Source organism: Acinetobacter psychrotolerans, from assembly GCF_048552595.1.
In the GTDB taxonomy this organism is placed as follows: Bacteria; Pseudomonadota; Gammaproteobacteria; order Pseudomonadales; family Moraxellaceae; genus Acinetobacter.
In genome coordinates, this window is sequence record NZ_JBIMDK010000003.1 from 1 (window position 1) to 20,186 (window position 20,186).

Annotated in this window: 16 protein-coding genes; 9 read left to right on the plus strand and 7 right to left on the minus strand. The window is 37.4% G+C overall.

Annotated features, from left to right (window positions below):
• Window positions 1–369: 369 nt before the first annotated feature.
• Window positions 370–2,064, plus strand: coding sequence for an AMP-binding protein (locus tag ACG94X_RS03340; RefSeq protein ID WP_419382322.1), 1,695 nt, complete (start codon window positions 370–372; stop codon window positions 2,062–2,064).
• Between the two features lie 198 nt (window positions 2,065–2,262).
• On the opposite strand, the gene fabR is transcribed toward ACG94X_RS03340, so the two are convergent.
• On the minus strand, window positions 2,263–2,961 hold the full coding sequence (gene fabR, locus ACG94X_RS03345) for an HTH-type transcriptional repressor FabR (RefSeq protein ID WP_419382323.1): 699 nt from the start codon (window positions 2,959–2,961) through the stop codon (window positions 2,263–2,265).
• A gap of 141 nt (window positions 2,962–3,102) precedes the next feature.
• On the opposite strand from fabR, the gene ACG94X_RS03350 reads away from it, so the two are divergent.
• Together ACG94X_RS03350 and ACG94X_RS03355 are read left to right on the plus strand one after the other, a co-directional pair.
• On the plus strand, window positions 3,103–4,170 hold the full coding sequence (locus ACG94X_RS03350; RefSeq protein ID WP_419382324.1) for a ferredoxin reductase: 1,068 nt from the start codon (window positions 3,103–3,105) through the stop codon (window positions 4,168–4,170).
• 12 nt (window positions 4,171–4,182) lie between these two features.
• The gene (locus ACG94X_RS03355; protein ID WP_419382325.1) at window positions 4,183–5,277 is read left to right on the plus strand and encodes a fatty acid desaturase family protein; all 1,095 of its coding nucleotides are present in this window, start codon (window positions 4,183–4,185) and stop codon (window positions 5,275–5,277) included.
• 355 nt (window positions 5,278–5,632) lie between these two features.
• Here the strand turns inward: ACG94X_RS03355 and ACG94X_RS03360 are convergent, their stop codons facing one another.
• The 3 genes from ACG94X_RS03360 to ACG94X_RS03370 all read right to left on the minus strand — a co-directional run bounded on the left by ACG94X_RS03360 (window position 5,633) and on the right by ACG94X_RS03370 (window position 9,642).
• A complete protein-coding gene (locus ACG94X_RS03360; protein WP_419382326.1) occupies window positions 5,633–6,403 on the minus strand; it encodes a sulfite exporter TauE/SafE family protein in 771 nt (256 codons plus the stop codon).
• Between the two features lie 140 nt (window positions 6,404–6,543).
• Window positions 6,544–8,748 (minus strand): TonB-dependent receptor family protein, encoded by a 2,205-nt coding sequence (locus ACG94X_RS03365; RefSeq protein WP_419382327.1) that lies wholly within the window; start codon window positions 8,746–8,748, stop codon window positions 6,544–6,546.
• 186 nt (window positions 8,749–8,934) lie between these two features.
• Window positions 8,935–9,642 carry an SIMPL domain-containing protein gene (locus ACG94X_RS03370; protein ID WP_419382328.1) on the minus strand — a complete coding sequence of 236 codons (708 nt, stop codon included), beginning with the start codon at window positions 9,640–9,642 and terminating at the stop codon, window positions 8,935–8,937.
• Window positions 9,643–10,123: 481 nt separating this feature from the next.
• On the opposite strand from ACG94X_RS03370, the gene ACG94X_RS03375 reads away from it, so the two are divergent.
• From ACG94X_RS03375 to pstB, 6 genes are all read left to right on the plus strand, one after another.
• The gene (locus tag ACG94X_RS03375) at window positions 10,124–11,497 is read left to right on the plus strand and encodes a diaminobutyrate--2-oxoglutarate transaminase (protein WP_419382329.1); all 1,374 of its coding nucleotides are present in this window, start codon (window positions 10,124–10,126) and stop codon (window positions 11,495–11,497) included.
• Between the two features lie 3 nt (window positions 11,498–11,500).
• The gene (locus tag ACG94X_RS03380) at window positions 11,501–13,033 is read left to right on the plus strand and encodes a pyridoxal phosphate-dependent decarboxylase family protein (protein WP_419382330.1); all 1,533 of its coding nucleotides are present in this window, start codon (window positions 11,501–11,503) and stop codon (window positions 13,031–13,033) included.
• A gap of 526 nt (window positions 13,034–13,559) precedes the next feature.
• Window positions 13,560–14,576, plus strand: coding sequence for a substrate-binding domain-containing protein (locus ACG94X_RS03385; protein ID WP_419382331.1), 1,017 nt, complete (start codon window positions 13,560–13,562; stop codon window positions 14,574–14,576).
• A 104-nt stretch (window positions 14,577–14,680) separates the two neighbouring features.
• Window positions 14,681–16,060 carry a phosphate ABC transporter permease subunit PstC gene (gene pstC, locus ACG94X_RS03390; RefSeq protein ID WP_419382332.1) on the plus strand — a complete coding sequence of 460 codons (1,380 nt, stop codon included), beginning with the start codon at window positions 14,681–14,683 and terminating at the stop codon, window positions 16,058–16,060.
• Entirely contained in the window at window positions 16,057–17,451 is a 1,395-nt protein-coding gene (pstA, locus tag ACG94X_RS03395) for a phosphate ABC transporter permease PstA (RefSeq protein ID WP_419382333.1), read from the plus strand. Before pstC ends, pstA begins: the two co-directional genes overlap by 4 nt.
• 15 nt (window positions 17,452–17,466) lie before the next feature.
• Entirely contained in the window at window positions 17,467–18,378 is a 912-nt protein-coding gene (gene pstB, locus ACG94X_RS03400; protein ID WP_419382334.1) for a phosphate ABC transporter ATP-binding protein PstB, read from the plus strand.
• A gap of 343 nt (window positions 18,379–18,721) precedes the next feature.
• Here the strand turns inward: pstB and rplI are convergent, their stop codons facing one another.
• The 3 genes from rplI to rpsF are packed head-to-tail and all read right to left on the minus strand — an operon-like array spanning window position 18,722 to window position 19,803.
• The gene (rplI, locus tag ACG94X_RS03405; protein ID WP_419382335.1) at window positions 18,722–19,168 is read right to left on the minus strand and encodes a 50S ribosomal protein L9; all 447 of its coding nucleotides are present in this window, start codon (window positions 19,166–19,168) and stop codon (window positions 18,722–18,724) included.
• Between the two features lie 9 nt (window positions 19,169–19,177).
• Window positions 19,178–19,405, minus strand: a complete 228-nt coding sequence (gene rpsR, locus ACG94X_RS03410; RefSeq protein ID WP_004648825.1) for a 30S ribosomal protein S18 — start codon at window positions 19,403–19,405, stop codon at window positions 19,178–19,180.
• An 11-nt stretch (window positions 19,406–19,416) separates the two neighbouring features.
• Entirely contained in the window at window positions 19,417–19,803 is a 387-nt protein-coding gene (gene rpsF, locus ACG94X_RS03415) for a 30S ribosomal protein S6 (RefSeq protein WP_419382336.1), read from the minus strand.
• Window positions 19,804–20,186: the final 383 nt, after the last annotated feature.

A 20,186-nucleotide genomic window follows, 5' to 3' on the forward strand; every position in this document is an offset into this window, starting at 1 on the left:
AAAGCGTTAGATTGGCTTACACCATTAGAGAAATTTGCTCAGCTTGTTGATTATCATAAGACTTTTCAAACTGTCGCACCTCATGTTTGAATTCGCCTAGTATCTTTTTTTAATCCCGCCTATGTAAAATCCGATTGAATTTTTATTGTTAAAATTAAAAAAATATATTTGAAATATAAAACTTATTTTATTATTTAGTCATTAGGATTAATTTTTGATTAAGTATTTGAATACAAAATTCGTTAAATTTAAATCTAGGCATTTCTACATTTTTTATGCTATCAATGAGTGGTAATGAAATTGGACAATCAATGCACAATAGATTGCTATCGTCCGACTAAATCTTAAAAAAATAATGGAAAATTTAAAATGGAAAATACAGAGAATAGTCAATTTTATGATACACATATACATTATTTGATTCATTGGGAACGAAATCTAGCAGATAAAGTTTTCTTGGTTCAACCATCACCTAATGGACAAGCCACCAGTTACACATGGAAAGAGGTTGGTCGCCAAGTCAGAAGCATGGCAGCCTATTTAAAATCTTTAAATATAGAGCCTCAAAGTAAAATTGCGATCTACGGTAAAAATAGTGCACATTGGATCATGGCAGATCTAGCCATTTGGATGGCAGGCTATGTATCTGTGCCGTTGTATCCAACTTTAAATGCAGAAGGAACAGCGTATGTTCTAGAGCATAGTGAAGCAAAATTATTATTCATTGGTAAATTGGATGGTAAAACAGACAGTTGGGGAGATGTGAAAACAATTTTACCGAAAGATTTTCCTTGTATTCTTTTACCTTTAGCACCTGAATATAAAGCACAGAAGTGGAATGATATTATCCAAGTTACTGCTCCACTGGAAAATCCAGAATTTCCTGAAAAAGATGATTTAGCAACAATTGTTTATACATCAGGAAGTACAGGTGTACCTAAAGGTGTGATGCAAAGTTTTGCCACATTACTTGCTGGATCTCGTGAATTAAGAACAACTTATCAGGTGTCATCTTCAGATCGAGCATTATCTTACTTACCACTCGCACATGTTGCTGAACGAATTTTTATAGAATCTTCCGCAATGATTACGGGTTTAACGGTTTATTTTGCAAACTCTATTGATACTTTTATCGATGATTTAAACCGAGCAAAACCTACATTATTCTTTTCTGTACCACGTTTATGGACTAAATTCTATTTAGGAATTAATGAAAAAATTCCACCTCATGTACAAAATATTTTATTTAAACTCCCTATTATTGGAAAAATCATAAAGAAAAAACTATTAACTAAATTAGGTTTAAATAATGTGCGATATGCTTTCACCGCTTCTGCACCATTACCCGTTGATATTATTTTATGGTACAGAAATTTAGGTTTGGAATTACTTGAAGTATATGGAATGACAGAGAATTGTGGATATTCTCATGTGACTCGAGTTGGGCAATTTAAAAGTGGTTATGTGGGAAATGTTCAGCCCAAAGTTGAATGTAAAATTGATAGTAATGGCGAAATTTTGGTTAAAAGCCCTGGAACGATGTTGGGATACTATAAAAATCCTGGAAAAACCGCAGAAGATATCACCAGTGATCACTTTTTGCGTACAGGAGATTTAGGGGAAATTGATGCAGAAGGGCGTTTAAAAATTACAGGACGTATTAAAGATATTTTCAAAACCTCTAAAGGCAAATATGTCATGCCTGTTGCTATTGAGCAAAAATTAGGAAATCACACATTCATCGAGTCTGTATGTGTAGGAGGAGCGAATCAACCACAACCCGTTGCTTTTATTATGCTTGCAGAGGATATTCGTCAGCAACTTGAGCAAGGTAAAAGGCATGATGAAATTGATAAAGAGCTAAATTCTTTATATGTAGAAATAAATCAAGGACTCGAACATCATGAAAAAATTGATTATTTTGTTGTCATTAAAGACATCTGGACGATGGAAAATGACATGCTTACACCGACCATGAAAATCAAACGTAATAAAATTGAAGCAAAATATGAACCGTATTTAGATAGTTGGATCAAACAAGGTAAAGATGTGATTTGGGAATAATGTATTGTGAATTTACAAAGTTTATTTTGTAGTACTGTATTTTAAATAAGTGTAAATAATTGAATTTTATATGTTAGTAATATTTTTAATCTTAAAAAAACCTCTATATACTTAAACGTATAGAGGTTTTTTATAATAAATGATTCTAGCACCCTATTTTTATTCATTTTGAAAACTAGAGTAGGTTAATGAAAAATTTTAGTGGATTTGTGCTTCATCTAAATGGCGAGAGCCTTCGAGTAACATACGGATCATAATCATGGTTTGTTCTGCCACTTGCTTACGCTCATCTGTAGGTAAATCAATAACTTTTGCACCCATGTTGAATACCAGTTGCGTAATTGCCTTGGCAACTAATTCAGGATGTACCAATTTACTATGATTAATGCGTTCGATACGGATCAAATCTTCTTGTAATTCTTGCTGAAAATAGTTCAATTGCTTTTCTACTGCAAGTTTATACGATGTTGAACCTGTATAACCTTCACGTAATAAAAGACTGAGATTACCTTCATCTGCATCTAATTGTTTAATAAAGACTTCAACAGAACTGCGAATAATGCTGCCATGCTTGATTGCTTTAATACGCGCTTCATGCAAAATTTTGCGTAAGACCAAGCCAGAACGATCAATTAGCTCAATAGCAAGTTCATCGATATCTTTAAAATGACGATAAAAACTATTGGGTGCAATGCCTGCTTCACGAGCTACTTCACGCAAACTTAAAGATGCAATACTTTTCTGTGGACCTATTAAATTCAATGCTGCTTGAAATAATTCGTCTTTGGTAATTGTTGCTTTTCGGCCAACTGTACGCACAGAAACTTTTTCAAGATCATCATGAAAAGAGTCTTGAAGGAGTGTTGTATTCTGAGGAAGTGCAGAAGTCTGATTCATAAATATCAAATAAATTAAATTATTTAACTAGTATAGCCGTTGCTCTTACATAAATGAAATGTCTAGATACAATACGAGTGTATATACAAATATATATACATATGTATAATAATTAAAATCCAATCGAATGGTGAGCGCAACATGCACGCTATTGAAAAGCAAAAACCTATTTTAAACTCTATATTTGACGTTGTAATCGGTCAAGATAATGCAAATTTTTGGCTGCGAAAAGTTAATCCATTGTGGTCAGTACAGCAAGCTTTGGGTAAAGTTGTTCAAAAAGAACAAGCTGCTGAAGATACAGTTAGTTTAAAGATCCAGATTAATCGTCATTTTAAAATGGGACAGGCAGGTCAGCATCATCCTGTGATCATTGAAATTCAGGGGCGACGTTACGAAAGAACCTATAGCTTGACTCAGTTAGACCGTCAGCATGTTTTATTAACAGCCAAGAAAGTTGAAAATGGTACTGTCAGCCAATGGTTATCTAATCATGTGAAAGTGGGTGATATTTTAGAGTTTGGTCAGCCTTATGGAGACATGCTGCTGCCAAAGGAAATTACACCTTTGCTACTATTGGCCGCGGGGAGTGGAATTACCCCAATGTATAGCTTAATTAAAGCATTAGAGAAAAATAAGCAGATTGAACAGCAATCCGTTCACCTGAAATATTGGGTGAAAAAGCATGCTGATGTCGCTTTTAAACAGCAATTTGAGCAACTGTCTGAACGCTATTCAAACTTTAAATTTGATGTGTTCTATACCCAAGAAGTACCAGCAGATGCACGTTTGAATGTCGAACATATTCAGTCAATGCAAAATTTGCAACAAAGCACGGTTTATGTTTGCGGGCCATCTGGGTTTGTAAATACTGCGGAATCTTTATTTCAAAATGTTCAGAATTTTAAAAGCGAAGCTTTTAGTTTAACGCTGGTTATTTCTGATGAAACAGGCTTTATCAATGTCACTTTAACCAAGTCCAATAAAGTGGTCGCAATCCCCAAAGGGCAATCTATTTTAGTCGGTTTAGAACAGCAAAATATCAAGCCGCAACATGGCTGTCGAATGGGTATTTGTAATAAATGTGCATGTCATAAAGCCCAAGGTGCAACTAAAAATTTGGTCAATGGTTTAGGCAATACTGAACCCAATAATTTATTGCGAATTTGTGTCAATTCAGCACAAACAGATTTAATTATCGATATTTAAGCGAGTTTTACCATGAATATGCCAGTTAAAATTCAATATTTTAAAAATCCGAAAAACCGTGAATTGACGCCATTTGAATTGGATGAATTAGCACGAGAGTTGGATGCGATCAAACAAGAAGTTTTAGATGATATTGGTGAAAAAGATGCCAAATACATCAAAAAAGTTTATGCCGCAGTTCGCTATAGCAGTATTTTAGGGCGAGCTTGTTTATTTGCAGGTTGGTTTCCACCAGCATGGTTACTTGGGACAGGTTTACTTGGTTTTTCCAAAATCATGGAAAATATGGAGCTTGGTCATAATGTAATGCACGGTCAATACGATTGGATGAATGATCCGCGCTTTAAGGGTACAACTTACGAATGGGATATTGTTGGAACGTCTGACAACTGGCGCCAGACCCATAATTATAAGCATCATACCTATACCAATATCAAAGGTATGGATGATGATATTGGGTATGGTTTGTTGCGTTTATTTCCAGAACAACGTTGGAAACCAGGTTTTTTATTGCAGCCTTTATACGCAATTCCATTTTGTCTATTGTTCCAATGGGGCGTTGCGATTCAAAATCTTGAAATCGGCAAATTAGTTTATAAACGCAAAACATGGGCGCAGTTTAAAGAAGAGTGGAAACCAACCCAGAAGAAAATTGGTAAGCAGTTTTTTAAAGATTATCTTTTCTTTCCGTTGATTGCTGGACCCGCTGCATTACCTGTATTTACAGGAAATTTAGTGGCAAATGGTCTTCGTAATATTTGGACATTCAGTATTATTTTTTGTGGACATTTCACTAAAGATACAGAGGTTTTCCCAAAAACTGTTTTACAGGACGAAAGCCGTGGGCATTGGTATATGCGCCAAATTCGTGGTTCTTCGAACTTAACAGGTTCAGAAGCTTTTCACATTCTTACAGGGCATTTAAGCCATCAGATTGAACATCATCTTTATCCAGAAGTTCCTGCACGCCGTTATCGTAAAATGGCACCCAAAGTTCAGGCCGTTTGTGAAAAATATGGCCTAAATTATAACAATGCAAGCTTGTTTAAGCAGTATGGACAAGTGCTTGGACGTATTGTGAAATATGCATTTCCTTTTAAAAAATAAGATCGTAAATTAAGCTTTCGATTGCCACTTTCGAGTGGCTTTTTTTATTGCAAGAAAAAAGGATTGGTCGGTAATCTATAGCGATTAAATATTTGTAATAACCAAGATAAAATGATCCAATAATAATGAGAGAAAATCGAAACTTGGTTACAGAAACATGCAGCTAAAATTACTTTCAGTCACTTAACTCATCGGCAACGATTGCTGAGTTAGCGCTATTGCAACAAAAAATCTCTCATCCGAATATCTGCTGCTGAATTAGATTATAGCTATAGTATAATGATTATGCATCGTGAGCCGATTTAAAATTGAGTCATTCATGTAATTGTTTTAATAGATTTATTTTAATAGGATTTCAATGAAAGAAAAGGTCATAGCCCATTCGGCCAATTAAAAACACCAGTAGAATTAAAAAGAAAATACGAATAAAACCACTTCCATATTTAAATGCCAAAGCAGTACCCGCAAGTGAGCCTAAAACATTGCAAAATGCTAAAATGATGCCAGCCATCCATAAAATATGCCCAGAAGGAATAAAGAAGAACATGGCAGAAATATTAGTGGCGACATTGACTAATTTCGCAGATGCAGAAGCATTTAAAAAATCAAAAGCAAATACTTTTACAAACAGAAAGAGTAAAAAACTACCTGTCCCTGGGCCAAAAATTCCATCATAAAATCCAATTAAGGCGCCAAAAAATAAACCTAACGCAATTTCTTTTTTACCCGTCTGTAACACAGTATGGATTTTACCTAAGTCTTTTTTGGCAAAGGTGTAGATGGCAATCAAGATCAGTAAAAAGAATACGATATAACGCATCAACTCTTTAGGTATCAACGAAACGGACATTGCACCTAAAAAAGAAAATATAAATGCTGCCAACATTGTGGGTAGTATAAGTTTCCAATTGATCGTAACTTTCTTAAAGTAGGCAAATGCAGAAGATACAGTGCCTGCCATGGCAATGATTTTATTGGTTCCAAAAACTGTGGCGAGACTTTGATTGGGAAAGGCATGCATTAGTGCTGGGAGTAGAACTAATCCACCTCCACCCACCGCAGCATCAATTAAACCCGTACAAAAAGCGAAGAAGCCTAAACTCAGAAGTATTGTCTCGTATTCCATTACAAATTGTTCTAACTGTTATTTTAAGAGAATAATCATAGAATATATTCAAATAAAAGTAATTAAAAAGCGCTAATCTCAGTCTATGAGATTAGCGCTTTAGTTTTAAATGCTTTGTAAATCTACACGTTTTTCAAAAATTAGAAATCAACAGAAGTTTGTAGATAGAAAGTACGTGGCTGTCCTACGTATTTTCCACCTGTAGAGTCAGATGAACGAGTAAAATATTCTTGATCAAATAGGTTTTTAATCCCACCTGCAACTTTTAAGCCGTAAAAATCTTGCCCAAAATCATAACCTGTACGTACAGCAAAAGTTGAATAACCTGGGATATCACCAGTACGGCCATCTGCAGTTTCAACAGTTTGGTAAACATTGCCTGAACCCGGCGCATGTTGTTTAGATTGAGCAAACATATCAGCATTGACAGACCATTTGTCAAAGCTATAAGCAAGCCCTAAATTTCCAACATGTCTTGAATAATAAGGTAAGTCCTTACCATCAAATTTACCTGCCTCAGACACTGCTTTGGTAAAGGTATAATTACTATAGATTTTGAGGCCTTCAAGTGTGTCATAAAGATTACCAAAGTCATAACTTAGGCCAAACTCTACACCTTTATGACTGGTTGCACCTAGATTGGTCCAAATGCCTGTACCAATATTGTCAGGGCGTTCAAGTAATAATTCTTTATCGAAGTCTAAATAGAACACTGTAAATTCAGCATTTAAACCATTGCCGAGGTATTTTGTACCGATTTCATAGTTGTTGGATTTTTCAGGATGGAGACCATCTAAAGTGGTTACAGCTTTGTTGCTTTCAACTTTAGCCAACTGGTTATATTGCTGAGGACCAAAAGAAACCGCTGCATTGGCAAAGACATTCCATTGTTCATTGAAATTGTATTGCACTGCAAGGCTTGGTAAAAACTCATCAGAATTAATTTTTGGATGCACCGTATTGATGAATTTACCATTTTGATAAGCTGTGTAATCATTATGGGTTTTAATAGACTCAAATCGTACACCCGGAGTGATGGTCAGTGCACCTAGACCAAAACGGTTATCAATATACACGGCATGGGCTTTGGTTCCACCTTCACTGCTAGTGTTGGCAAGGCGTTCACCCGGTGTACCTGTTACAGTGTTATATGGCGCTGTACGACCAGAAAACTCTGAACTGTCTTCCTCTAAGTAGCGATAGCCGACTGTGACTTCATTATTCATATTGCCCAAAGTGTAGGCACGTGAATAACGTGGTTCAATGCCAAAATATTTATAATCACGTGGAGAGTTACTAATTCGACTATTTATAGTACCTTCTACAGCTGACTCTAGATCACTGGTACGGAATGAATCGACATAATAACCAAGAATTTCAAAGTTATTTAATTCATCTTTATGGCTATATTTAACAGAAACATCTGAACGACGACCCGCAAAATAGTTACGATATTGGTTCGACTGGTATGGATTTTTGGCATAATCTGCAGTCGTTAAGCCTTCTGGCATTTCGCCACGGCCTTCATAATGATGCAGATTAAGTGCAATCGAATCGGCATCTGTCAACTGATATGACGACTTTAACATGACGTCATCGATATCTATCTCGTTATTGGCTTCGCGATAGCCATTTCCTTTTGTTCCTGAATAAAGTAGTGCAAGGCCTAAACCATTATCCATAGTACCGCCAATAAAGAGGTTTGGACTGTACTTGAGTTGGTCGGTACCTGTGGCGAATTCTGTGGTTAAACCAACAGAGCCTGATAGTTTTTCAGGGATTGCACGGGTATTAAAGTTGATAATCCCACCTACGTTTTGAGGCCCAAAGCGGACTGAACCTGCGCCACGAACAACGTCTACAGATTCAATATTGCCCATTGAAACAGGTGCCATAGACAATTGTGGTTGACCATAAGGTGCGAAGGATAATGGGACACCATCCATCAATACTGTAGAACGAGGTGATAGGCGAGAGGTTAAGCCGCGGACACCTAAATTGAGTGACACATCACTGCCACCTGTTCCATTGCTGTCCTGAACCTGAACCCCTGGCACTTGTTTTAACGCATCACGGATAGAGGTCACCGCAGATTCGTCCATTTTTTTACGATCGATAATGGTACGTGCACCTGCATGCTTGTGAACTTTTTCAGCATTGGCTGCTTCAAGCCAGTTTCCTTCAGCTTGGACTGTGATGGTTTTCAGTGCTTGTATTGTACTTTCTTGATTATCTTCGGCAAAAGTTGTACTGGATATAAAGCTTAGGGAAGTTGCAATTGCAAGGCTCAGGTACGTACGTTTAAAAATGGTGAAGACAGATGTTCTACGGCTTGGAATTTTCATAAGGAGACAAGTGTTTGGAATTGTGCGTATCTTAATCTGTTCAATCACATTTTTAAATCAGGATGATTATCATTTAAAACTATTGCTTAATTCAAATTAATAGATTTTTTAATAAATTATTCACAATTTCGTATATTAATTATAAAAAACCGCGCTTAAGCACGGTTTTTTATAACAATTAAAATCTTATTTAAATTGGATCGAACCATTGGCGTTGACGGTAATTTTAGACTCACCAGAAGCCATATTTTGACCACCGACTGCATCTGCAGCCTCAAATTTTGCCATAGATGCGCGAGCAGCATAAATTGGTTGTGGATATGAATTACTAGTGTTGATATTTAAACTGACCAAGTTATACGCAGACTTATTCCATGCTTGGGTTAAAATTTGCGCACGTTGCTGAAAGTTTTTTGATGCTTCAACGATCAAATCATTTTCAACTTTTTTACGCTGTTCATCGGAAACCGTGAAGTTAATCGATTGTGTTTGAAAGTTTTGTTGTAGCTCATTGATCAATTGGCTTGCTGCTTTAAAATCTTTACTCTCGATTTGAATTTCAGCACGACCACGCCATTCTTTTAACTTTTGGTTATCATTGTCATAAACAGGATAGGTCGTTTGTGAACCCGTTTCGACTTTGACTTGCGGATATTTTTTCGCAGTTGCCATCGCTTGATTCATCAATTGTGTAATTTGTGATGAAAGCTCAGCAGGTTGTTTGTTGGTTTTTTCTATGAAAAGTACAGCATGCATTTCATCATTAGAGACCTGACGAGTTGCATCGGCTTGTACATTCACAACATTATAATTTAAAGCATCATTATCAGCAGCCATAGTCATTGTGCTAAGTGTCGTTCCTAGTAGTAGTGTTGTTAAGGCTAAATAGCGCATAAAAAATCCTTTGAAATAGAATAAAGTGATCATAAAAGTCATAAATTTATGTTTTGATAGTAAGCACAAGTTTTGCATTACTTGAGTAGAATTTGTGGTGTATTTGTAATTATTTATACTTAATTTGAAATGATAGATAAATTAAAATTATTTTAAAAATATATACTTGAGAATACAATTATTCAATTTACCAACAGAAAAAGTGAAATAATAAAATAAGTGATAAATCGTCGGGTTTTCTTTGCTTTGTCACATAGTATGATGATAATAAATAGTAAGTTGGGGTTTAATGTTTTTTTCGATCAATGGACTTTAGATAAGTACATAAAAGATATTTATTTTCTTGAAAAAAACTGTATTATCTCGCTCCTAGTTGTGAGTATACAAAATCACTCGAACTAGATCTATAAAGCGCCGAGTCAAAGGACCGCAAGTCACCCGACTTATTTCTTTCAACCCATATCAGAGATGGTAATTCGATATGAGCGTTTCTTCTGTAAATCCTGCCCCTAATTCTACTAACGAATACTATTTGGCTCGCCAAAGTCAGATGGAATCGAATGTTCGTAGCTACCCACGTAAATTACCGTTGGCAATAGCAAAAGCTTTAGGATGTTGGATTACTGATGTTGAAGGTACAGAGTACCTCGATTGTTTAGCTGGGGCAGGAACATTGGCATTAGGCCATAATCATCCTGCGGTAATTAAAAGTATTCAAGACACTATCGCTAGTGGTCTTCCTCTACATACTTTGGATTTAACAACACCTTTAAAAGATGCTTTTACTGAAGCACTTCTTGCTCAACTTCCGGGTGGACAAGAAGAATACTGCTTACAGTTCTGTGGTCCGTCTGGTGCAGATGGTACAGAGGCAGCAATTAAATTGGCGAAGACTTATACAGGTCGTAGCACTGTTATCAGTTTTTCTGGTGGTTACCATGGCATGACGCATGGTGCACTAGCAATGACAGGTAACTTATCTGCTAAAAATGCGGTAAATGGCTTAATGCCAGGCGTGCAATTTATGCCGTATCCGCATGAATATCGTTGCCCATTGGGTATTGGCGGTGAAGCAGGTGTAGATGCTTTGACTTATTTCTTTGAAAATTTCATTGAAGATGTTGAAAGCGGTGTGACGAAACCTGCTGCTGTTATTCTTGAAGCAATTCAAGGTGAAGGCGGTGTAGTCACTGCGCCAGTAAAGTGGTTGCAAAAAATCCGTGAAGTGACTGAACGTCATAACATCGTATTAATTCTAGATGAAGTTCAAGCTGGTTTTGCACGTTCAGGCAAAATGTTTGCTTTTGAACATGCTGGAATTGAGCCTGACGTTATTGTTATGTCTAAAGCTGTCGGTGGTAGCTTACCGCTTGCAGTGTTAGGTATTAAACGTAAGTTTGATGCTTGGCAGCCTGCTGGTCACACGGGTACATTCCGTGGTAACCAACTTGCAATGGGTACTGGTCTTGCAACAATCCAAACCATTAAAGAACAAAACCTTGCACAAAATGCGCAAGAACGTGGTGATTTCTTACAAGCTGAGTTTAGAAAATTAGCAGTAGAATTCCCATGTATTGGTAATGTTCGTGGTCGTGGTTTGATGCTAGGTGTGGAGATTGTTGACGAACGTCAAACAGCAGATCACATGGGCTCATTGCCAGGTGATTCTCAATTGGCTGCTGCAATTCAAACAGCTTGTTTCAACAATAAATTATTGCTTGAAAAAGGTGGTCGTAGCGGAACTGTTATCCGTTTACTTTGCCCACTGATTATCACGCATGATGAATGTGTTGAAGCAATTGCACGCTTTAAAAAGGCGCTTGCAGAAGCTCTTATCGCAGTTCGAGGCGCTTAAGTTATGGTAGATTTTGCAGAACATCGTAAAGCGTTACTCTGCAATGATGCTCAATCGATTGCTGACTATGAGTCAGCAATGACTGAGGCGACTAAAGCAGTCGCAGCATGGTTGCAAAATGATAAAATGTATACTGGCGGTAGCATTAAAGAGCTTCGCCAAGCCATTTCTTTTAATCCTTCAAAAGAAGGTTTAGGTTTACACCAATCGCTTGAGCGTATGGTGGAGCTTTTCCTGAATAAAAGTTTAAAAGTGCACCATCCACATTCTTTAGCACATTTGCATTGTCCAACAATGGTCACAAGTCAAATTGCTGAAGTGTTGATTAATGCGACCAATCAATCAATGGATTCATGGGATCAAAGCCCTGCGGGTTCATTGATGGAAGTTCAATTGATTGATTGGCTTCGTCAAAAAGTCGGCTATGGTGCAGGTCAAGCAGGTGTTTTCACTTCAGGCGGAACACAGTCTAACTTGATGGGTGTTTTACTTGCTCGTGACTGGTGTATTTCTAAAAACTGGAAAGACGACAACGGCAATCCTTGGTCTGTACAGCGTGATGGTGTCCCAAGCGATGCAATGCGTAACGTCAAAGTGATTTGTTCTGAAAATGCACATTTCTCTGTGCAAAAGAATATGGCAATGATGGGTATGGGTTTCCAATCAGTCGTGACCGTCCCTGTGAATGAAAATGCACAGATGGATATGGATGCGTTGGAAAAAACCATGGCGCATTTACAGGCTGAAGGCAAAATTGTAGCTTGTGTCGTTGCGACTGCTGGTACAACAGATGCAGGTGCGATTGACCCATTGAAACAAGTGCGTGAAATCACCAATAAATATGGCGCATGGATGCATATCGATGCGGCATGGGGTGGTGCACTGATCTTATCAAATGACTATCGTTCAATGCTTGATGGTATTGAGTTGTCAGATTCGATCACATTGGATTTCCATAAGCATTATTTCCAAAGTATTTCATGTGGTGCCTTCTTGCTGAAAGATGAAGCGAATTATCGTTTCATGCATTATGAAGCAGAGTATTTAAACTCTGCTTATGATGAAGAGCATGGTGTACCAAACCTTGTGTCTAAATCGCTCCAAACAACACGTCGTTTCGATGCGTTGAAATTATGGATGACGATTGAAAACCTTGGTGAGGAACTCTACGGTTCTATGATCGATCACGGTGTTAAATTAACCCGTGAGGTTGCAGATTATATCAATGCAACTGATGGTCTAGAAATGCTTATAGATCCTCAGTTTGCTTCGGTATTGTTCCGTGTCATTCCACAAGGCTATCCAGCTGAATTGCTTGATGCTTTAAATCAGAACGTGGCAGATGAACTATTTGCACGTGGTGAAGCAAATATTGGTGTGACTAAGGTTGGAAATGTTCAGTCTCTGAAAATGACCACTTTAAGCCCAGTTGCAACTTTAGAAAACGTGAAAAATCTTCTCGCTATGGTGTTAGAAGAAGCGAATCGTATTAAAGATGCGATTGCTAATGGTAGTTATGTGACTGCATTAGATTAATTTATTATTCATGTGCAAGTTATATTAAAAAAGAGGTCGTAATGACCTCTTTTTTATTGCAAATTGATGATCTGAATATATTCAGATTAATAGATGCCAGCTATCTTTAGAAAAGTTATATTTTAAAAATGTTGAATGCCATTTTTCATAATTTAATGTGAATATTGTCATTTTTATTTCTCTGCTTTTAAATTATTAATAGATTTAAGATGGAAAAATGATAACAGGGTGACTTGAAATATTGCTCTATTAAGTAAAATTCAAATGTTTAGATATGACATAAACATGAAATATTACATTTTAAAGCAGATTCTTTGAAAAAAATAAAATAGTACACAGTAATTTACATATTGAAATTTAAAGATTTTTAATGGAATCAAATGCAAAACATCAATTATCATAAAAGCGTCATAAAGCTGTAACTTCTTTGTCATATTTTAAAATCAAAATGCAGATATCCGAAAAGTACTACACAACAAGAAGTGGCGTACTTCAAATTTGCAGTTTAAATTTAAGAGAGAATAGAATGCGCTTTAATCACATTGCACTTGCATTAGCAGTTTCAGGGGCAGCTGTAACGACTACAGCTAACGCAGCTCGTGATACCATCCAAATTGCTGGTTCTTCTACTGTACTTCCATATGCAAGTATCGTTGCTGAAGAGTTTGGTAATACTTTCCCTCAGTTTAAAGCACCTGTTGTAGGTTCTGGTGGTAGTTCAGCGGGTCTTAAACAGTTTTGTTCAGGCGTGGGCGATAATACAATTGATATCGCAAATGCATCACGTAAAATTAAAGATACAGAAATTGCAGCTTGTAAAAAAGCGGGTGTAAATAAAATCCAAGAAATCAAAATTGGTTATGATGGTATTGTATTTGCATCAAACTCAACAAAAGCTGCCTATAAATTACGTCCACAGCACGTATTTGCCGCATTAGCTGCTGAGTTACCTTCAAATGGTAAACTGGTTCCTAACCCATATACGCGTTGGAATCAAATTGATAAATCGCTTCCAAATGAGCCAATCACTTTAGTGGTTCCTGCATCTAACCACGGTACACGCGAAGTTTTCCAAGAGAAAATGGTTGAAGCTGGTTGTGAAACTTACGATTACTTCAAAAAGTTAGATAAAGATGCTCAGAAAAAAGCATGTTCTAACTTCCGTAAAGACGGTAAGGTAATTGAAATTGCAGGTGATTATACTGAAACACTTGCGCGTTTAAAAACCTCTCCAAGTGCTGTTGGTGTATTTGGTCTAGGTTTTTATGATCAAAACCGTGACAAGTTACGTGTTGCTACGGTAAATAATGTTGTACCTTCTGAACAAACGATTCTAAATGGTTCTTACCCAGTATCTCGTCCTTTATACTTCTATGTGAAAGGTGAGCATTTACAATCAATCAAAGGTTTAAAAGAGTTTACTGAATACTTCTTGAATAAAAAAGTATCTGGTAAAGGTTCTAAATTGGATAAAGCTGGTTTGATTTCTATGTCAGATGCAGAGCGCGCAAAAATTCTTGCAGCGTTCAAAGCTGGTAAATAATCAATCCGTAATGATAGAAGCTGATGGTGGGTGACCACCATTGGCTTTCATTGCTAAGCAGAGTTTTTTCAAATAATGAAAATTGAAAGAACGGTGGAGAATACATGAATCTGCTACTCATTGGCGTGTTATTAGCTTTAATTGCTATCGCATATCAAATCGGGCTACGAAAAAGCCGAAGCCTAGCAGGTAAGGGAAATAACACTGCAATTTTACATTCACGTCCAGGCTATTATGGCTCGTTGGTCGCATTATGGTGTGGAATCCCAGCTTTTTTAATTTTGATTATTTGGAACTTGGTTGAACCGAGTATTTTACAACATCTAATTCTAAAGAATGTGCCAACGAATATTGCATCTGGCTTAGATGCTGCAGGAGTTGATGTTCTTGTAAACCGTATTCAAGCAATTGCTTCAGGATTTGGAGTAACGGATACACCGGCAGCATATGAAGTTGCGGCGGCTGAACAACTTGCAAAATTTGAAAGAGTTGGATCATTCGCAAAATTTGCAGTGGTCATTTGTGCTGCAATGCTTGGTTTGGTTTGGGCGAAGAAAAAAATTAGCCAACAATTCCGAGCTCGTAATGAAGTAGAAAAAACAATTAATGTCGTTTTGATTCTATGTTCTGGTGTTGCGATTCTGACGACTGTTGGTATTGTGATGTCAATGTTCAGCGAAGCAATGCACTTCTTCCAATTCGTAAGTCCAGTCGATTTCTTTTTTGGTACCGAATGGAACCCTGGTTTTAGTACTTCAGGCAATGCAGAAGGAAGCTATGGTTTATTGCCGTTACTATGGGGAACACTCATGGTCAGTGGTATCGCACTTTTAGTTGCAGTGCCATTGGGTTTAATGATAGCGATTTATCTTGCTGAATATGCTTCTCCACGATTCCGCTCATGGGCAAAACCTGCAATTGAAGTTTTAGCAGGTATTCCGACGATCGTTTATGGTGTTTTTGCCATGATGGTTTTGGGACCAGTTTTTAAAATGATTGGTGATTCTATTGGTATAGAAGTGAATGCGACCAGTGCATTAACCGCAGGTTTTGCAATGGGAATTATGATTATCCCTTTCGTGTCTTCACTATCAGATGACATTATTACCCAAGTACCTCGTTCACTCCGTGATGGTTCGTTAGGGCTAGGTGCGACCAAGTCTGAGACGATTCGTCAAGTTGTTCTTCCTGCTGCATTACCAGGGATTACGGGTGCATTCTTATTGGCAGTTTCTCGTGCCGTTGGCGAAACCATGATTGTGGTTCTTGCCGCAGGGAATAGTCCTTTATTGCACATCAATCCACTTGAAGCCGTATCGACAGTTACCGTAACGATTGTAAAACAATTAACAGGTGATACAGACTTTGCTAGTCCGCAAGCACTCGTTGCATTTGCATTAGGTTTGACCTTATTTGTCATTACATTGTGTTTAAACATTGTCGCACTTTATATTGTGCGTAAATATCGTGAGCAATACGAATGAGTACATCAAAGACATCTCCTGTGGGTCAAAATGTATTTGATCCTCAAGTTGCCGCAGAGTTGCGTGAAAAGCGTAAGGCAAAGATTGCAAGTACATTGTCGAAACGCCATCGTAAAGAAAAAGCCTTCCGTATTGCAGGTTTTAGTTCAGTCATTATTGGTCTAGCTTTCGTTGCAATTTTGTTTGGCAGTATTTTATATAAAGGGTTGCCTTCATTTTGGCAAGCCAGTATGACAGTACCCGTATTTTTTGATCCTGCGGTGATTGATGTAGGGCCAAAACCGACACAAAAAGTGGGTGAATCTCCTGCAGTTTTCCAAGAGCGTTATGTCGATTGGCAAACGAAGATGGGGATGGTGGATTGGGATGCGCTGATCGTAAACGGCATCATTGCCAAAGACCCATCACTTGCAAACCGCCGTGATGAGCTTTCTGATTTGTATACTAGTTCTGAATCATATCGAGTTCGAGATATGGTTTTTAAAGATCCTGATCTTATTGGAAAAAAAGTTGAACTGAATTTTCTAACAGATGCCAATATTGATGTGTGGTTAGCAGGAAATATTGATCGCAGTCTTCCAGATGATCAACAACAATTGAGTCCAGAAGTTCGCAAGCTTTCTGATGATTTAGCTGCGAAAGGTGTGATTGAACGTACTTTTAATACTCAACTATTCACAAATCCAGATTCACGTAGTTCACCTGCAACAGCAGGCTTAGCTGGTGCATTCATGGGTTCATTATTCATGATGCTCATTGTGATTGCAATTTCGATACCACTGGGTGTTGCGAGTGCGATCTATCTTGAAGAGTTTGCACCGAAAAACTTTATTACAGATATCATTGAAGTCAACATTAATAACCTTGCAGCTGTTCCATCGATTGTATTTGGTTTATTAGGTGCTGCCATCTTTATCGGGTGGATGCATTTACCGATATCAGCCCCATTAGTCGGTGGTTTGGTATTGAGCCTCATGACGCTTCCTACAGTGATTATTACTACACGTGCATCACTAAAAGCTGTGCCACCATCAATTCGTCAAGCTGCTTTGGGCATTGGGGCTTCACGTTTGCAAACGGTATTCCATCATGTGCTTCCTTTGGCTTTACCAGGAATTATGACTGGTGCGATTATTGGTGTTGCGCATGCTTTAGGTGAAACTGCGCCATTGCTACTGATTGGTATGAGTGCTTTTGTTGCAAATATTCCAGTATCGCCAATGGATCAATCTACTGCATTACCTGTTCAAGTTTATTTATGGCAAGGCAATGAGTTACGTAATTTCTTTGAAGGACGTACAGCCGCAGCAATTATCGTGTTATTGGCATTGATGGTTGGATTGAATAGCTTTGCAATTTGGGTACGTAAGAAATTTGAAGTTCGCTGGTAAAAGAGAGCAGAATATATGAATACTGTAGACATTAAAAATTCCTTAAAACAGGATACAACCGTGAATTCAGAACAATCGCAATTTACTGCAGCTAGTACAGAGCAGAAACAGTCGAATACTTCATTTGTTTCTCAGTTTGATACGGCTGCGCCAAAGAAAGAAAAAAATACCACAGTAAAAATTAGTGCTCAAGATGTGCATGTGTATTATGGCGAAGCAGAAGCGATTAAAGGTATTGATCTTCAAGTGTATGAAAATGAAGTGATTGCATTTATTGGTCCATCTGGTTGTGGTAAATCTACTTTTCTTCGTACTTTAAACCGTATGAATGACACCATCGACAGCTGCCGCATTACAGGTAAGGTCACATTAGATAACCAAGATATTTATGATCCAAATCTAGATGTGGTGCTATTACGTGCACAAGTGGGTATGGTTTTCCAAAAACCAAATCCATTTCCAAAATCTATTTTTGATAATGTTGCTTATGGTCCTAAACTGCATGGTTTAGCCAAAGATAAGTATGATCTAGAAGAAATTGTTGAAAATAGTTTGCGTAAAGCAGGTCTTTGGGATGAAGTAAAAGATCGTTTGAGCCAACCAGGAACAGGTCTTTCTGGTGGTCAGCAACAACGGTTATGTATTGCGCGTACTATTGCTGTAAGTCCAGAAGTAATTTTGATGGATGAGCCATGTTCTGCACTCGATCCAATCGCTACAGCGAAGATAGAAGAGTTGATCTCTGAATTATCGAATCAATATACAATTGCAATTGTGACGCATTCAATGCAACAGGCGGCACGTGTATCAGATCGTACAGCTTACTTTCATCTAGGTGATCTCATTGAAGTTAATGCGACTGAAAAAGTATTTACTCAACCAGATCATCAATTGACTGAAGCTTACATCACAGGTCGTTTTGGTTAATATATTGAATTAATCAGAAGACTTTAAAAAGCAACTCATTTGAGTTGCTTTTTTATGGGCCACTTTAAAATAATTATAGATGCACTTAAAAAAGACTTTAGGGTAAGCCATGATTAATAGATCTTATTGTGATCAAAATATTTTGGCAGAAAGGGGGGATTCTTAAGAATAATATTTTTATATAAATTAAGTGATAAAAATAAGTTACTAGAAGCTTGCTGAATAGATAGAGATTTATTATGGTTGGAGAGAATATTTAATTCTAAAATACAAAACGCCTAATGAAATTCATTAGGCGTTTTGATTGAAATAAGTGTTAGCCTATTTCAAGACTGGGTAGAAATTACTCAGCTACGATAGTAACGAGAACTTCAGCAGTCACATCATGATGCAATTGAATCGAGATGTTGAACTCGCCAGTGTGACGAAGTGCGCCGTTCGGTAAACGAACTTCAGCACGGTCAACTTCAAGACCAGCATTTGTTAAAGCATCAGCAATATCACGAGTACCGATAGAACCGAATAGTTTACCTTCATCACCAGATTTAGCAGTGATAACGATGTTAACTTCGTTCAATTGGTCAGCACGTGCTTGAGCAGCAGCTAAAATATCAGCTTCAGCTTTTTCAAGTTCTGCACGACGAGCTTCGAAAGCAGCAGTATTCGACTCAGTCGCTGCTACTGCTTTACCTTGAGGGATAAGAAAGTTGCGGCCGTAACCAGCTTTAACTGAAACTTTATCGCCTAATTTACCAAGGTTTTTAATGCGTTGTAATAAAATAATATCCACAGCTCAACCTCACTTATGATTGTCAGTGTAAGGAATCAACGATAAATAGCGAGCTTGTTTAATAGCTAATGCTAATTGACGTTGGTAACGAGCTTTAGTACCTGTAATACGGCTAGGAACAATTTTGCCGTTTTCAGTAATGTACTGTTTTAACGTATCGATATCTTTATAGTCGATGTAAGCAACTTTCTCAGCTGTAAAGCGGCAGAACTTGCGACGACGGTAAAAACGTGCCATTGATGTTCTCCTTATGCTTCAGCAGAATCTTGAGATTGTTGTGCTTCTTCACGTTGAGCTTTACGCGCACGTTTTTCTTCAGCACTTTTAGCAAGTAAAGATTCTTCAGTGATTGCATGTTCACGACGAATAATTACGTTACGAAGGATTGCATCGTTATAACGGAACAATTCTTCTAATTCATTAAGCGTAGTTTGGTTACATTCAAGATTCATTAGAATGTAATGCGCTTTGTGAATTTTGTTAATTGGGTAAGCCAATTGGCGACGGCCCCAATCTTCAAGACGGTGAATTTGACCTTCGGCATCTTTGATGTGAGAAATGTAGCGTTCTACCATTCCCACAACTTGATCGCTTTGGTCTGGGTGTACCAGAATTACGATTTCGTAGTGACGCATTGTCAGCTCCTTACGGTTTATACAGCCCCAATCAAAAATGATCGAAGCAAGGAGTCACAGTCAACATTAACTCAAAAGTTAATATAGTTGATTGTGCCGCAAAAATTGCGAGCGCCTATTATAAGAAAGTTTGACTCTAAACACAATTTAATATTCAAGTATTTATGTTGTGAGGTCTGGTCACTGAATTTATTTACAGGTTGATGCTTGAATATGATGTAGTCAGTATTTTGGATTGATCTTAATAAAAATTGCAAACCTAGTGGTGATAAATTTCAGCTCGGAAATTTTAAAATAGTTGAACGTTATGAAGGCAATCCAACTGTAGATTTTTATAATCATTGATTTTTAAGTTTAAAAATAAAAAGATAGAGTTGAACTCT